This window comes from Bacterioplanoides sp. SCSIO 12839, assembly GCF_024397975.1.
GTDB lineage: Bacteria > Pseudomonadota > Gammaproteobacteria > Pseudomonadales > Oceanobacteraceae > Bacterioplanoides.
In genome coordinates this window covers 3,161,372-3,176,588 of sequence record NZ_CP073745.1, presented here as the reverse complement: position 1 = coordinate 3,176,588, position 15,217 = coordinate 3,161,372, and the positions used below count along the sequence as shown (strand labels likewise).

At 46.7% G+C, this 15,217-nt stretch carries 17 protein-coding genes; 12 read left to right on the top strand and 5 right to left on the bottom strand.

The window, feature by feature from the left end; genetic code table 11:
* Positions 1 to 69: 69 nt before the first annotated feature.
* From cbiB to KFF03_RS14385, 5 genes are all read left to right on the top strand, one after another.
* Entirely contained in the window at positions 70 to 1,083 is a 1,014-nt protein-coding gene (gene cbiB / locus KFF03_RS14405; protein ID WP_255857614.1) for an adenosylcobinamide-phosphate synthase CbiB, read from the top strand.
* Positions 1,083 to 2,159: an aminotransferase class I/II-fold pyridoxal phosphate-dependent enzyme gene (locus tag KFF03_RS14400; protein WP_255857613.1), complete on the top strand. Its 1,077-nt coding sequence runs from the start codon at positions 1,083 to 1,085 to the stop codon at positions 2,157 to 2,159. Before cbiB ends, KFF03_RS14400 begins: the two co-directional genes overlap by 1 nt.
* A 221-nt stretch (positions 2,160 to 2,380) precedes the next feature.
* Positions 2,381 to 3,277 carry a cobalamin-binding protein gene (locus KFF03_RS14395; protein WP_255857612.1) on the top strand — a complete coding sequence of 299 codons (897 nt, stop codon included), beginning with the start codon at positions 2,381 to 2,383 and terminating at the stop codon, positions 3,275 to 3,277.
* 109 nt (positions 3,278 to 3,386) lie between these two features.
* Complete coding sequence (locus tag KFF03_RS14390) at positions 3,387 to 3,890, top strand: response regulator (RefSeq protein WP_255857611.1); 504 nt, start codon at positions 3,387 to 3,389, stop codon at positions 3,888 to 3,890.
* Between the two features lie 91 nt (positions 3,891 to 3,981).
* Positions 3,982 to 4,392 carry a hypothetical protein gene (locus tag KFF03_RS14385; RefSeq protein WP_255857610.1) on the top strand — a complete coding sequence of 137 codons (411 nt, stop codon included), beginning with the start codon at positions 3,982 to 3,984 and terminating at the stop codon, positions 4,390 to 4,392.
* A gap of 18 nt (positions 4,393 to 4,410) precedes the next feature.
* Here KFF03_RS14385 and KFF03_RS14380 read toward each other — a convergent pair whose 3' ends face one another.
* On the bottom strand, positions 4,411 to 4,806 hold the full coding sequence (locus KFF03_RS14380) for a thiol-disulfide oxidoreductase DCC family protein (protein ID WP_255857609.1): 396 nt from the start codon (positions 4,804 to 4,806) through the stop codon (positions 4,411 to 4,413).
* A gap of 221 nt (positions 4,807 to 5,027) precedes the next feature.
* Here KFF03_RS14380 and KFF03_RS14375 point away from each other — a divergent pair, with 221 nt between their 5' ends.
* Genes KFF03_RS14375 through KFF03_RS14345 form a run of 7 tightly spaced genes read left to right on the top strand, consistent with a single transcriptional unit; the run spans position 5,028 to position 12,737 of the window.
* Positions 5,028 to 6,440 (top strand): V-type ATP synthase subunit B, encoded by a 1,413-nt coding sequence (locus tag KFF03_RS14375; RefSeq protein WP_255857608.1) that lies wholly within the window; start codon positions 5,028 to 5,030, stop codon positions 6,438 to 6,440.
* Positions 6,440 to 7,081, top strand: a complete 642-nt coding sequence (locus tag KFF03_RS14370; RefSeq protein ID WP_255857607.1) for a V-type ATP synthase subunit D — start codon at positions 6,440 to 6,442, stop codon at positions 7,079 to 7,081. Before KFF03_RS14375 ends, KFF03_RS14370 begins: the two co-directional genes overlap by 1 nt.
* Entirely contained in the window at positions 7,078 to 8,919 is a 1,842-nt protein-coding gene (locus KFF03_RS14365) for a V-type ATP synthase subunit I (RefSeq protein ID WP_255857606.1), read from the top strand. Before KFF03_RS14370 ends, KFF03_RS14365 begins: the two co-directional genes overlap by 4 nt.
* Positions 8,912 to 9,361 carry an ATP synthase subunit C gene (locus tag KFF03_RS14360; protein ID WP_255857605.1) on the top strand — a complete coding sequence of 150 codons (450 nt, stop codon included), beginning with the start codon at positions 8,912 to 8,914 and terminating at the stop codon, positions 9,359 to 9,361. Before KFF03_RS14365 ends, KFF03_RS14360 begins: the two co-directional genes overlap by 8 nt.
* Before the next feature lie 54 nt (positions 9,362 to 9,415).
* Entirely contained in the window at positions 9,416 to 10,111 is a 696-nt protein-coding gene (locus tag KFF03_RS14355; RefSeq protein ID WP_255857604.1) for a hypothetical protein, read from the top strand.
* Positions 10,111 to 10,881: a hypothetical protein gene (locus tag KFF03_RS14350; protein WP_255857603.1), complete on the top strand. Its 771-nt coding sequence runs from the start codon at positions 10,111 to 10,113 to the stop codon at positions 10,879 to 10,881. Before KFF03_RS14355 ends, KFF03_RS14350 begins: the two co-directional genes overlap by 1 nt.
* The gene (locus KFF03_RS14345; protein WP_255857602.1) at positions 10,881 to 12,737 is read left to right on the top strand and encodes a V-type ATP synthase subunit A; all 1,857 of its coding nucleotides are present in this window, start codon (positions 10,881 to 10,883) and stop codon (positions 12,735 to 12,737) included. Before KFF03_RS14350 ends, KFF03_RS14345 begins: the two co-directional genes overlap by 1 nt.
* A 512-nt stretch (positions 12,738 to 13,249) precedes the next feature.
* Here the strand turns inward: KFF03_RS14345 and KFF03_RS14340 are convergent.
* Genes KFF03_RS14340 through KFF03_RS14325 form a run of 4 tightly spaced genes read right to left on the bottom strand, consistent with a single transcriptional unit; the run spans position 13,250 to position 15,180 of the window.
* Complete coding sequence (locus tag KFF03_RS14340; RefSeq protein WP_255857601.1) at positions 13,250 to 13,507, bottom strand: hypothetical protein; 258 nt, start codon at positions 13,505 to 13,507, stop codon at positions 13,250 to 13,252.
* Positions 13,508 to 13,557: 50 nt separating this feature from the next.
* On the bottom strand, positions 13,558 to 13,962 hold the full coding sequence (locus KFF03_RS14335) for a hypothetical protein (RefSeq protein WP_255857600.1): 405 nt from the start codon (positions 13,960 to 13,962) through the stop codon (positions 13,558 to 13,560).
* Positions 13,963 to 13,973: 11 nt separating this feature from the next.
* Positions 13,974 to 14,690, bottom strand: coding sequence for a hypothetical protein (locus KFF03_RS14330; RefSeq protein WP_255857599.1), 717 nt, complete (start codon positions 14,688 to 14,690; stop codon positions 13,974 to 13,976).
* Positions 14,680 to 15,180, bottom strand: coding sequence for a hypothetical protein (locus KFF03_RS14325; RefSeq protein WP_255857598.1), 501 nt, complete (start codon positions 15,178 to 15,180; stop codon positions 14,680 to 14,682). Before KFF03_RS14325 ends, KFF03_RS14330 begins: the two co-directional genes overlap by 11 nt.
* Positions 15,181 to 15,217: the final 37 nt, after the last annotated feature.

The window sequence follows — 15,217 nt, the reverse complement described above, 5'->3', positions numbered from 1 at the left end:
TCTGGTAAACTCCGTGGCCTTTGTCGCTGTGTTTGGCCCGGTATTTATGAATTTTGAGTATTTTACGGCATGACGCTACTTTTAAGTGCATTTTTTGCAGCCATGGCTTTATTACTGGATTATCGCCTGGCTGAACCAAAACGCTTTCATCCGTTAGTCGGGTTTGGTTATTGGGCAGCGTTCTGGCAACGCTATCTGAACCCTCAGGTTTCAACCATTAAAGTGATTCGTGCATGTCAGTCACCCACCGGGCAGATAGTGCTGGGGACGGTGGCGCTGATGATTGTGGTTGTGCCTCTGTTTTCTTTTTTCTTGGTTGGGTTAAAACTGCTGCACAGCTACTCGCATTGGCTGGCGTATACGCTAGAAGCTTTGTTGCTGTATCTGTGTATTGGCGGTCGCAGTTTGCAGCAACATGTTGAAGCGGTTGAGCAAGCGTTGGCTGGAAAAGATTCACGGTTAACAGAGGCAAGGCAGAAACTCAGCTGGATTGTCAGCCGTGAAACCAACTCTTTAAATGCACCACAAATTGCTCAGGCCAGTATTGAAACCACGTTAGAAAACAGCTCGGATGCCATTTTTGCTTCGTTATTCTGGTTTGCCGTGGGTGGAGCGCCGTTGGCGTTGTTACACCGTTGGCTGAATACTCTGGACGCCATGTGGGGCTATAAAAATCCGCAATATCTGTATTTTGGTCGAATAGCGGCCTATCTGGATGACGTGGTTAACTATATTCCGGCCCGGCTTACTGCCTGCTGTTTTTGCTTGTTAAGTCCACGACACTCTGTAAATGGTCGCTCCCGGAACAGTGCCCGTTATTGCTGGAAAACTCAGGCGCAACACTGTGCCAGCCCAAACGGTGGTGTGGTTATGACCGCTGGCGCGGGTGCGATTCAGCGTACTCTGTCAGAAGGCGCTTATTATCATGGCCAATGGCAAAATAAACCGCCGATGGGCGTCGGAGTCCCAGCTGATGTGACGGATATTGCTACTGCCCTCAGCCTGGTGAAAAAGAGTGTGGTTATTTTTATGGCGGCTTGGCTGATGCTGGGGTTATTCTCCGCTTTGATGTGTATGGTTTGATGAAAAATTCGAAGCCGCTTCATGGCGGTAATTTGCAACAAGCGATCAATCAATTTGGTGGTTCATCGGAGCAGTGGCTGGACTTATCGACAGGTATTTCTCCTTATGCCTGGCCGGTAGAGCAGCACCTTTCTCAGGTGCCACACACCTGTTGGCACCATTTGCCAGAGCGTGAACAGTTGCAGCAATCTTCGGCCGTATGGGCTGAGTATTATCGATTTTTAATCGCTGATTTAAAACCGGAGCTGGTGGTTTTATCGGCGGGCAGCCAGGCATTAATTCAGCAACTACCGGATTTCTTTTCGCAGCATGTTTTTGAGCGTGATACTCATCAACTGAGGGTATGGGTGTTAGCCGGGAGTTACGGTGAGCACGCTTATCAATGGCAGCAACCCGGCGCACAGGTAGAAGAAAAAAGCCTGGATGAATTAAACCATGTGCTGCTACGGCTGAAGCATAATGAAGCCGTCGATCTGCCGGATATTTTAATTCTGGTGAACCCGGATAACCCTTCTGGCCAATATTGGAATCATCAACAAATCGCGCTTTGGCAACAGAAACTGAATGATCATAATGGTTGGCTAATATTAGATGCTGCTTTTTCTGACATTTCTGATAATCAACCACTTCACCTTCGCGACAATACACTGGTATTAACCTCGGTTGGTAAGTTTTTTGGATTGGCGGGGTTGCGAGTAGGCGCAGCACTGATCGGTGAAAGATATCGCGATTCCTTGGAACAGCTTTTAGGCCCGTGGCCTGTTTCCGGCTTATCATTATGGCTGGCAAAACAAGCGTTATCTGATAAAAGCTGGCAAGCGGAAAATCGCCAAAAACTGCAGCATGTTCATCAGCTGATGTTAGATGCCTGTGCTGAGCTTCCGGTAGTAGGCAGCAGTGATTTATTTATCACGCTGGAGCATCCTAATGTGGAGCAATGGCAGCAAAAAATGGCGCAGCAAAAAATCTGGACGCGTTGTTTTAAAGAGCAAAAACGCTTGCGCATTGGTATGCCAGAATTTAATCGGTTCGAAAAAATACGAACAGTTTTAAAACAACTGGATGTTACAGAATAGAAACATGTACAGGATTAATCTGATTGGTTTGTTTTTCATAGCAGCAACACAAAAATGCAGGAAAGCATTTTTGCACTACGGAGTAGCCCGTAGGGTGAGGTACATGGACGTGCCAAGTGCTCATGTTGCGTTCGCGCGGCAGGGCCAGGGATGGCCCTTCGGCGCGACGGAGAAAAATAAAGCGATCAGATTGATCTATCAGAAGGTTCAGACAGGTTGTTATGAAATTACCTTATTTATTGCTTTCCGCTTTTCTGCTTATATTGGGGCAGAATTTATATGCCGAATTTACCCTAATTGACGATGCTGGTGTCGAGCACACCTTTGGCAAACCCGTCACCCGAATTGTCAGTTTAATGCCACACGGTACTGAGCTGATGTTTGAAGTCGGTGCCGGTGATTTAATTGTCGGTGCTGTGAAATATTCGGACTACCCGGAAGCGGCAAAAAAAATCCCCCGCATTGGTGGTTACAGTGGTTTAAATATTGAAGCCATTGCCGCGTTACAGCCCGATGTTGTGTTGTCCTGGCCCGATGGCAATACCACCCGTGAGTTGCACCGCCTGCAACAATTGGGGTTTAAGTTGTTTGCTTCAGACCCGGTTACCTACGAAGAAATTGCCGATAATCTGCGCAAGTTTGGCAAAATGACCGGGCTGGAAAGTCAGGGTAATCAGGTGGCCGATTCATTTATGCAGGAAGTCACTCACCTGCGTGACACTTATAGCCATCAAACGCCTGTATCCGTGTTCTACCAGGTCTGGCATGAACCACTGATGACTCAAAACGGACAAACGTTTATCTCCAAGGCAATTGAGTTGTGTGGTGGCAACAACATTTATGCCGAACTGGATATTCGTGCACCACAGATCAGCAAAGAATCGGTATTAATTGCTAACCCTGATGCCATTGTTGCCAGCGGTATGGGAGAGTCACGACCTGAATGGCTGGATGGCTGGAGAGACTATCCTAAGTTGAACGCCGTACAATCCGGCAGCTTATTTCATATTCACCCGGAGTTTTTTCAGCGGCCCACCTCACGTTTTCTGGTTGGTACCCGGCAATTATGTGAGAAGCTGGAAGCCAGCCGCCGTTCCAGTTCGGCAGCCTCTCAATAAATGCTACAAAACCTTGTTGATTAGGCGATGCATGCTAGTCTGAATAGCAGGTTTTAACAGATTTTTTGTTACGGGTCTTATCAACAGCCCGTTATTCAGAGGTGGATTAATGGAGCTAGATATTCCAGCTTCGATAAAGAATAAACGCATCCTGGTTGTGGATGATCAGGGCTCTATTCGTGCCGTTTTCCAATCGTTTCTCAAAGATCTCGGATTCAAGAATGTTTTATGCGCTATTGATGGTGAAGACAGTATCCATTTTTTGGAGAAACATGCGGTAAATCTGGTTATTTGTGACTGGTCAATGCCAAAGCTATCCGGGCTGGAGGTGCTGACCATGGTACGGAAAGCGGAAGAAACCCAGGGTCTGCCTTTTATGATGGTCACGTCGTCATCTGAGGTGGCTAAGGTTCAGCAAGCGGTTGAACTGGGTGTGTCGGATTATCTGATCAAGCCATTTCAGCCCGGGCAGTTATGTCAGAAAGTGATTGATTTGTTATCAGCGTCAGATTACCAGCCAAAACGCTTGCCTCTGCAGGACTTCTCTCAACCGACAAGCTCTGATGAGGACCTGTCTATTGAGCCTGATAATCCTGAATCCCAGGCTGATTGAACAGGATGACTTTTTTGGACTTGTCGCCTGTTGACAGTCTGCCAACGATCATCCAATCTGATTATTCACTCTTATAATCGCGGCCGGATGTATGCAGTTATCATCGGTTCAACATGGCGAATTTACTCTGTCAGTGTCTGGCAATATTTTGCTGGCCAACCTGAGTGGGGCCTGGAATGAAGAAGCTGCTCATGCTTTTTCGAAAGATCTGAAATCCAAGGTTACACCATTGGTTGGGGCTGATTGGGGGCATCTGGTGTATCTGGATGACTGGAGTCTCGGCGTACCGGAAATAAAACCCATTGTCGAAGAATTAGTGGCCTGGTGTTGTGGTAATGGTCTCAAGCGCGCTGCTCATGTTTACTCATCGTCAATGCTCAAAAAGCTTCAGCTGGAAGATTTTGTCGCCGAAACCGGTGACTTTCAGCGTCGTGCTTTTGCCTCTGAAGCTGAGGCTATCGACTGGCTTGCTGCCGAAGGATACGGCTTAACTCATCGCTGATACTCAGATCACTTGTTGTTAACGGTCTGAGTTAATCTCACACGCTTCACAACGCTCCTGGCCGGTTAATAATCGTGAAATGGTATGCCGCCGACGGGCAAAAAATAGATAAGCCTTATCGGCAAACCAGCGAATCAGTGGCCAACGCAGCCAGCCAGTTAAATATCCCTTGCCCACCAATGACCAGGCTGCATGTGTGGTATCTAAACCACGTAGCAAGGTGCCATCGGGTAATTGGCTCAACAGAACGGCGTTGGCTTCTGTTTTACTGATATGTGGATAGCGGGACTCAAAGTCGTGTTGATTAATGTCTTCCAGCTTTAATAATCCAGGTTTATCAAGCTTTCTTAGGTGATTGATTTCTTTGCTGCATAGTGGGCAAAGGCCATCATAAAAAACGATGAGTGCTGGCATATCGTCATCTCCTGGAAACAAGGTGGTCATTTTTACTGACAGAATGACCAATATCACTGGTTGCTTCGGTAACTCCCTCTATTATCTTTGATATCGACACAAAAAGCGTCATAAAAAACGATTTGAATCAAGGATACATCCGCTCTGCCTGACTAGGCTGATGTTTGCCAGATCGGCTTTTCACTAGCTCAGCTTTTTACTGGACCAACAAGGGAATGGTTATGGGGTCACAACAAACGTCTTATCAATCGATTGAAGAAATCGTTGGCGATCTGCTGAAGCTACGAATTCCGGTGCCAGCGGTTGGTGAGCCCCCTTTGGTACGCCTGAACGACCTGGCGTTGGTCTCCGGCCAGAAAGATGACCAGCAAGACAGCCGTCTGGCGCAGGTGATTGATATCAAAGGCAACCGGGTCACCATGCAGGTGCTGGATGGCACCAAAGGTTTGGCAACCGATGCCAGTGTGACTTTTCTCGGCCACCCGATGCAGGTGACCTTCTCCGATAATATTCTCGGCCGGACCTTTAACGGTAAAGGCAAGGTCATCGATAACGGCCCGGAACTCAGCTACGACACACGGGTGCTGATTGGTGGGCCGACTGTGAATCCGATGCGCCGGGTGTTGGCATCACAAATGATCCGCACCAAGGTGCCGATGATTGATGTATTTAACTGCCTGGTTGAAAGCCAGAAAATCCCGATCTTTTCCGTCTCTGGTGAACCCTACAACCGCTTTTTATCCCGTATTGGTATTCAGGCCGATGCCGACATCATTGTTTTTGGTGGTATGGGATTGGTGTTTGATGATTTCTATTTCTTCCGTCAGTCGTTTGAAGATGCCGGAGTGCTGGCACGTACCGTGATGTTTGTGAATCAGGCCTCCGATTCCATTGTCGAGCGTTTATTGGTGCCGGATATGGCATTGGCAGTGGCAGAACGTTTTGCCGTGGAGGAAGGCAAGCGGGTATTGGTGTTATTAACCGATATGACCGCCTATGCCGATGCCCTGAAAGAAGTCGGCATCGCCAATGAACGGGTGCCTTCTAACCGGGGTTATATGGGCGATTTATATTCGCAGCTGGCACGGCGATACGAAAAAGCCTGCGATTATGCCAAAGGTGGCTCGGTAACCATTTTGTCGGTCACCACCATGCCGGGGAATGACGTCAGCCATCCGGTGCCGGATAACACCGGTTATATCACCGAAGGCCAGTTCTACCTGCACAGTGGCGTGTTAGATCCATTCGGTTCTTTATCTCGCCTGAAGCAATTTGTGATTGGTAAACAAACCCGTGAAGATCACAGCCAGGTAATGAATACCATGATCCGCTTTTATTCCGGAGCGGTTGAAGCCGAACAAAAACAGGCCATGGCATTTGAGCTCAGTGATTACGACCAGCAATTGTTGAAATTTGGTGCTTTATTCCGTGAACACTTTATGGAATTGGAAGTGTCAATGGAGTTAGAAGATGCGCTTGATCTGGCCTGGAAAATTATGGCCGACTGTTTTAGTGCCGATCAGCTGTTGATGAAACAGGAATTGGTGAATAAATATTTCCCGCGCATCAATACCACGGGCACGGACGCGGATAACAAAACGACTCCACATAAAGAAGCCGGAGCCATTGTCTGATGGCGCGTTTGTTATTGTCGAAAGCGACGTTAACCGCACAGCGAAAACAGCTGGCCGCTTACCGGCGTTTTTTGCCGTCGCTGGAAATGAAGCGCCAGCAATTAATGGTCACGGTGAAAGACTGTCAGCAAACTCTGCAACAGCAACAACAAATACTGCAGCGTATTCAACAGCGGGTTGCTGAACAGTATCCAATGCTGGCGAACGAACGCATTGAGCTGCAGGATCTGGTCGTGATTCGAGCGGTAAAAAAGCGTCAAACGAATATTGTTGGCGTCTGGATTGAGGAAATTGAACAGATTGAGTTTGATTGTGCACCTATCGCCATAATGACCCGCCCTCACTGGGTTGATGGTATTCAGCGGCTGTTAAAACAAGCGCTGGAAACGGAAATAAAACGTCTGCAACAGCAAAAAATATTAGCGCGCTTAGAGGCTGAACTATTAAAAGTGACTCAGCGAGTCAATCTGTTCGATAAAGTCCTGATACCAGAAGCACTGGCGAATATTCGTAAAATCCAGATTTACCTTGATGATAAAGATCGGGAAGCCGTCATCACCTCCAAAATTGCCAAAGGTAAGCGTGCTGCTCAGTCAACTGCACATGGCGAGAGTCTGACTCTGAGTGAGGCGTCGATATGAGTATTGTACGCCTGAAAAAAGTCACGCTGGTTGGTCGCAATCAGGATAAGCAGAACATCGTTGCTGCCCTGCAGGGGTTTGGTGAATTACATATTATCGATAAAGATAAACCCAACTCGGCACACGATTTGGAATTATCGCCTAAAGCACAAAAAGCCTATCAGGCTATCCACTTTTTGCAGCGAACGTCTAACCCGCGCCGAGCATTAAAACACGCACGTCATTTTGATTTTGACCGGGTGGTAGCCGAAGTCTTAGCCCTGAAAGATCAGATCCGGGATGTGGCTGATCGTTTAGAAGCATTAAACGACCGTATTGTCACAATGAAAGCCTGGGGAGATTTTAACTTCCCGCCTGAAAGTTATGTCGACCACTTCCGCTTCTGGTTTTATCGCTTGCCGGTTAAACATCGTGCTGCATTAGAGCAGTTATCACTGCCGTGGAAAATTGTTGGCAACCAGCATCATGAACTGTATGTGGTGTTGGTGTCAGCAGACGAACCCGATAGTCAGATATTACCGGTTGCCCGAGAGCACCTGGGCAGCTTGCCGCTGAGCACCTTACTTGAGCAGCGCGAGCAAACGGAGTTACGACTGGAAGAATTGCAGGTGCGTCGCCAGCAGTTGTGTCGTTATTTACCCCAATTACAAATGGACCTCGACCAGGCCAATAACCGGGCATTATTCCAATACGTTCTGCAGCAAACGCAAGACATCGACACGGATAATGACCCGGCTTTAACGCTGAATAGCGCTTCACTATTTTTATTAAAAGCCTGGCTGCCGGTTAAAAACCTGATGGCGCTAACCCAGTTGAGTCAGCAGCAAGGGTTTGCTTTTGTGGCCGAAGATCCACAAGCCGACGATTCACCACCAACCTTATTACAACCAGTGAAAGGATTCCGAGCCGGTGCTGATCTGGCTTCGGTATATCAGTTGCCGGATTACCGCAGCTGGGACCCATCGGTGCATTTGTATCTGTCTTTTACGCTGTTCTTTGCCATGATTTTATCGGATGCCGGATATGCCGTGTTATTAGGTGGTTTTCTTGCACTGAGCTGGAAACGCTTGTCGGCTTCGATGGCCAGCTTATTACGCTTTATGTTATCCGGAGCGGCAGTTTGGGGCGTGATGGTGGGCAGCTATTTTGGTTACGAAGCACCGCCCGATAGTTTTCTCGCGCCGTTAAAAATCATCGATCTGAATAATTACGACGCGATGATGACTTTATCTGTATTAATTGGTGTGTGTCATATCGTGATTGCCAACCTGAGTATGGCCTGGAATTACCGCCATGAGCGGCAAAAATATATTCCAGCACTAGGCTGGATTGGTATTTGTTTGGGTGGTTGTGCCATCTGGTTGCAGCCTGCTGTTATTCCAACCGCGGCTGTATACGGTTTATTGGCCGTTAGTGTGATGGGTTTATTAGGATTTTCCAGTGACCGCCCAGTCAATTCCATTCCGTCTGCGCTTTTGCGCCTGACCGATGGTTTATTAAAACTCACCGGGCTCAGTAAATTATTTGGCGATGTGCTCAGTTATATGCGTTTGTTTGCGCTGGGCTTAGCCAGTGCGTCACTGGCATTAACCTTTAATAATCTGGCACACAGTGCCTATCAATCCGACAGTGGTTTAAGTCTGGTGACAGGTACATTAATTTTTCTGGCTGGGCATATCATCAATCTGGCACTGGGCATTATGAGTGGTGTGGTGCACGGCCTGCGGCTGAACTTTATTGAATTTTATAACTGGGGTGAACCGGGAGAGGGTTATGCCTTTTCGCGTTTTTCACTGCAGCAAACCGATGTACGAATGGAGGAATCAACACATGAATGAAATGGTGATTGCACTGGGCTGGTTAGGATTATTTGCTCCGGTTGCATTGGGGGCAATTGGCAGTGTGATGGGGTGTGCTATTGCCGGGCAAGCCGCTATTGGTGCCATGCTGGATACCGAATCTGGTTATGGCCGTTTTATTGGTTTATCGGTATTGCCGTCCTCCTTTGTTATTTACGGTATTGTTTTAATGTTTACCCTGCAACGGGATATTAGTGCCGTAAATGGCGGTGGTTTGATGGGTATTGGTTTGTTGGCCGGGCTGGCGTTGTTATTTACCGGAATCTGGCAGGGGCGGGCGTGTGCGTCGGCCATTAATGCTTCCAAAGAGAAGCCGGAAATTTTTGCCTTATCCATTGCCCCGGCGGCCATTGTTGAAGGTTTTGGTGTGTTTGTCTTTATTTTTGCTCTGGTGTTATCCGGCAGTTTACCGGATGCCTAACGCTAGCCATAACTACAGCCACAACCATAACTACAACGAGCCAGGGAGAATGTTATGAAAAAAAATACACCCGAGCGTATTTCCTCCGGTATTGATGAACTGGTTGATCGTTTAAAAAATGATGGCATTCAGGCCGGGCAACAGCAGGCACTGGATATTGTTGCCGAAGCGGAAAAGCGCGCAGACCTGATGCTAAAACAAGCCAAGGAAAAATCCGCAGCGTTATTAAAAGAAAGCCACGAGCAAATTGAGCGTGAACAACAAGCCGCTCAGGATGCATTACAGCTGGCATTCCGCGATATGGTGCTGGATATGAAAAACGCCATGTTGGAGCGTTTATCTCAGGACTTCTCGCGCGAGATTTCCCAACAAGCGGCATCGGTGCCGTTGTTAGAAAAAATCATTCTCGAAGCGGTACGCCTGATCAGCTCAGATGTGCGCGTTAAAGCGGATAAAGGAGTGACGGAAGCCGAGGTATTAATTCCGCAACAAATGATGCAATTAGACGATATTCGTGCCAACCCGGAGAAAGCCAGCGAAGGGCCATTAACGGATTTAGCTGCACATTTATCCGCACAAATGTTCAGTGAAGGCCTCAGCTTTGCCGCTGGCGAGCAACAAGCGGGTATTGTGATGAAACTCAAAGGGCATGATATGCAGGTGGATATCAGTGATAAAGCCATTGCTGATTTATTGCTGAAATATCTTCAACCGCGTTTTCGCGCCTTGTTAGAAGGTGTGATCCACTGATGGTCAACTTAAGCGGCTATCGTCCTGAGTCTTGTGAACAGGTTGACTGGCACAATCAGGATCAGTACCTGAGTTTGCTGACTGGCTTGCCGTCTCATTTATCGTTATTTTCTGCGAAAAAAACACCGATATCACGGTTAGCACTGGATAAAAAACTCACGGCACTGACGCCTCAACATCGCAGCCTGTTGGAAGATATCGAAGGTATATTGCAGTGGGGGTATTTATCACCTCAAATCAAACACGAATTGCATAATTCGCTGCCAATTTCGGTGATTAAACAGGTACTGAATACCATCAGCGATCCGGCACTGAATCAACTGGTGCGCGATAAACTGGATTTCCGCACGTTAGTTGGTGCGTTACGGCATCGCTATCAGGAACCGTCTTCGCCATTGAGTGGCGACTGGACCGTTAGCCGCTTTAAACAGAGCATCGAAAATAACTGGCAAGAACCGTATTTTCGTTTAGAACACGCTCGGCCCTGGCTGATTGAAGCCAAACAACTGATGGATGACGACGAACCTCTGTTATTAGAAAAACTTTTGTTGCAGGTGGCCTGGCAACATTTATCACGTTCTCATACGGGTTTACCGGTGACTTCCGGTGGCGAAACCTTCAGCTTTTATGCCGTCGTGGTATACGTATTGAAGTGGGACATTATTGAACGCTGGAGTCGTTATAACGCCGAGCAGGCCAGTCGACGTTTTCAGCAATTAATCGATAGTAGCATCAGCGGCTTGCCCGAAGACTTTCATGGAGAATTTTAATGAGCCAATTTAATCAGGATATCAGCGCACGGGTGGTAGCGGTACAGGATGATCTGGTGACCATTGAAAGCATTGATAACGATGGCAAGGTTGCACCACTGATTAAAAATGAAGTGATTTATATTCTGCCGTCACGTCTGGCGCATGATGGTCAGGCTAGTGCTCAGACTTCTTCCATGACTGGTGAAGGACGACAGGAATGGTTAAAAGCCGAAGTATTACGTATTAACGGTAAACAAGCCGATGCTCAGGTGTACGAAAGCACCACGGGTGTGGGCGTGGGTGATGGCGTGGTACAAAGTGGCGAAATGTTATCGGCTGAATTAGGCCCGGGTTTATTAGGCATGGTGTACGACGGCCTGCAAAACCCGCTGGAAGCATTGGCTAATGACTTCGGCACCTTTTTGCCACGCGGCGTTGAGGTTAAGGCGCTGGATCAGGATAAAAAATGGCTATTTAAACCGCTGGCACGTTCGGGTGATACCGTCCGTGCGGCACAAGTGTTAGGCACCGTGGCAGAAGGACGTTTTACCCATAAAATCATGGCACCGCTTGATTTAAACGGTGACTGGAATCTGGACTGGATTCAGCAGGGCAATGTACAGGTACGTGAGTTTATTGCGCAGCTGTCGAACGATCAGGGGATTGAACGCAAGGTGTCGCTGCAACAACGCTGGCCAATTCGTAAACCCATTGCCCGTGCATTAACCGAGCGCGGTGTGGCTCAGCGTGAATATCCGCAACAACCGTTATCCACCACCATGCGCTTAGTGGATACCTTTTTCCCGATTGCCAAAGGCGGAACCGGCTGTATCCCCGGGCCGTTTGGTGCCGGTAAAACCGTACTTCAAGGGTTAATTTCGCGTTATTCCGATGTTGATATTGTGATTGTGGTGGCGTGTGGAGAACGTGCGGGTGAGGTGGTGGAAACCATTCAGGAATTCCCCAATATGCCAGACCCCAAAACCGGCGGCACCCTGATGGATCGCACCATTATTATTTGCAACACCTCGTCAATGCCGGTGGCGGCTCGGGAAGCGTCGATTTATATGGGCATTACCCTAGCCGAGTATTATCAGGCGATGGGGTTTGACGTGTTATTAATTGCCGACTCCACCTCGCGCTGGGCGCAGGCGATGCGCGAAACTTCCGGGCGGTTGGAAGAAATTCCCGGTGAAGAAGCCTTCCCGGCGTATCTCGATTCGTCGATTAAAAATGTGTATGAACGTGCAGGGGTATTACAACGCAAAGATGAAGATAAACCCGGCACGTTTACCATGATCGGCACGGTGTCTCCGGCTGGTGGTAACTTCGAAGAGCCGGTAACTCAGTCTACTTTGGGTACGGTAAAAACCTTTTTAGGTTTATCGGCAGATCGTGCATACAAGCGTTTTTATCCGGCGGTTGATCCATTATTGAGCTGGTCACGTTATCTGCAACAGTTAAAACCCTGGTTTGAGAAAAACCTCGAAATCGGCTGGACCGATCGGGTGATGCAGCTGCGCGAGTTATTAGAGCGTGGTGAAGAAATTAACCGCATGATGCAGGTGACGGGTGAAGAAGGCGTAAGCCGCGATGACTTTATTCTTAGCCAGAAAGCCTCGTTGTTAGATATGGTGTACCTGCAGCAGGATGCCTTTGACGATGTCGATGTGTCAGTGCCGATGGCACGCCAGCAGGCGTTATTGCACTTGTTAGAAAAGGTGATTGCTCACCAGCCTGCTATCGAAAGTAAAGGTGCTTTGCGGGACTTTTATACTCAGCTGACGGGGTTACTGAAGAATCTTAATTATTCGGTGGATAAAAGTCCGGAGTATCAGCGGTTGCTGGCGGAGATTGAAGGGCGGCTGGTATAGAGCCCAGTCTGAAATTTTCTAGTAGCTTGTTATTTTCTTGTTGCATAGTGCTGCCAAATGTAAAACAAGAATATGCCACCAATGCTTGAATAGAAAATTGGTTTGATGACGCTGATGCCAATTGAAAAAATTAATATAGTAGAGGTTACCCCAAAGAAAATAAAATATAGCTTTATATATGGTAACCAGTTTTTGTGAATGCCACTTCGATCAGCGTCGCGATATACGCCAAAGTAAACTGATACAAAGAAAGTGTTTAGCAAAATAGCCCATGCATAGACCCCGCTGCTTGAGGCTAAAAACCTGAATACGGGATCTATTTTCTCTGGGTAGTAAATCATTAAAAAATAGGGAATGGCAGGTATTAGCAGTGTTATGTAAATTTTTATTCGATTCATAGTTTTCCTTTAATACCGTAATATGGACTAGAAAACAGATATATGGCACCTGCCGGTAGTGGTGAGTCCAATCAGCTTTCTGGCGACACTGACTAGCTTTGTTCGTAGCGGATATTAACCTTTTTCTAGTATTAGCCAATATTTATCAGAACCACCAACCAACAATTTTGCAGCTTTAAAGGCAGCTTTTTTACGACCAAGATATACCGCTTGATACACTAGATCACCAATTTCTGTTTTTCTTAAGTGCGGCGGTAGCTTATCGAAAATTTCCATTTTTCCATGTGCATCTTTCATTGCAGCCATCAAAACTGCATCCCGTAGCGCATACCAATCACCACCAGAATATCCAGAGTTATAAAAATCACTCATATTAATGTCTACTAACGTCTCCGCACATGAGCGCGCAAAGCGCGTCGGAATTATGGTGCGGTTTGTTGTGGGTTTTGATTGTAGTATTTCCATTCGCTTTCTTTTATTGCATCCATGCTAATGCTTTTTGATTCACAATATCGTAAGTTATCAACATCTAAATGCAATAAAGTCCAACATCCATCAATATATCTATATCTAACAGAAATAGTAGTTGCTGAAGACCAAGGAAATTCCTCCAAAATCACTTCTTTGAAGTGCATTATCTGGTGATCATTACTTGTATCATATATCGTAATATCAGCAACCAAAATTCCCATTCGAACTTCTTTAATATCATCGTAGATTGCTAAGTAATGATTACCTTCTGAGAGAATTCTCTTCATATATTTACTCATAACGCCTGGCTTTGCGGCGTGCCGAAGCGAAGTGTAGGCACGTCCGGCAACAGCCACTTGTTAGCTGCTTAGTATTGAGAGTAAACATTTAAAATCAGACTCTCGATGTGTGCAGAAACACGGTGCTCACCTAGTTTTAAGCTATTAGGATGGCCACACCCATTTCGAAATGTGAGTGCCGTTTGAAGCTCTTGTTTTACACTTTTACCAATTACAGATGCTGACTCACAAACCTCAAGAAAATCCGCTTCCTTCATTCTCGTGAGATCGTCACTTGTATTAGCGGCCTTCCATTTGGGATTTTTCTTTGCGGCAGCCGAATTGAAAGCTTGCTTGTGGTTATTTAGCACATGATTGTACAGGACTGAAACTGCGCCAACCCAAGATAGTACGACGGCAGCTCGGTAAAGATGCGCTTCAAAGCACTGCACAGCTTCTTCAACAAAAGCCTTAGTTTCATGATTTGTTATGCTATCTAAACTTGTTCTAAGCGAACTTGATAAAACAGCAACTGGCCCACCAATTAGGCTTTTAACATGCGCCTTTCCTTTGGCGGTAAGTTCCCATCCCTCTGGACTTCGAACAACTAGCCCTTTATGACGTGACAATATGGATGAAACGTTAAGTTTTTTTATTGTTGGATACCCGCAATGAACACCAACCAGAGTAATATCTTTAACTGGTTTTGGCGTTGCAATATCAACGGCGAGACAAAGGAGGACTTTGTCTTTTTGGTTTATATCTGGGTCAGATATATGCTCTTTTAATGATTCACTACTGAGCAATTCGGGCACCAATACTCGATTTAGCTGAAGCGCTTAAAGCATATGTATTTTTTGAGGTTTCTAATAGCTTCTGATCTTTAACAAGCTGATTAAGGTATTTGGTTAGGTTATTGACGTGGGTCTTCTTAAAATATGCAGAAGCTGTTTTCATTTCTTCTGTTATTTGAGATCGACTGAAAGTATCCATTCCAAGTGAAAATGTCATTCGTGCGGCTGCAGCCAAAATAAGGTCTGGGCCGGACTTAACACCTAGTTGAGCAGCTATAGATCCAGTAGTCGCTTGTAGGGCACTAGAAGAAGCATCAACAGAGCTATTCTGAACAGGAGCTGCTACCGGCTCCTGTGCGGTCGGAGCTTCGGTTACCCCACTTTCCTTATATAAATCAGAAACAGCAGATAGCAATGCGGGAAGCTCTTCTTTTAAAAATGCCTCGCTACCTTCGTACTCAATCTCGATTGGCCCCATCTTAATCTTAATTTTACTGTCCATTTATTCTCCTTAATACTTGATAGTTTGGTAAAGCAGC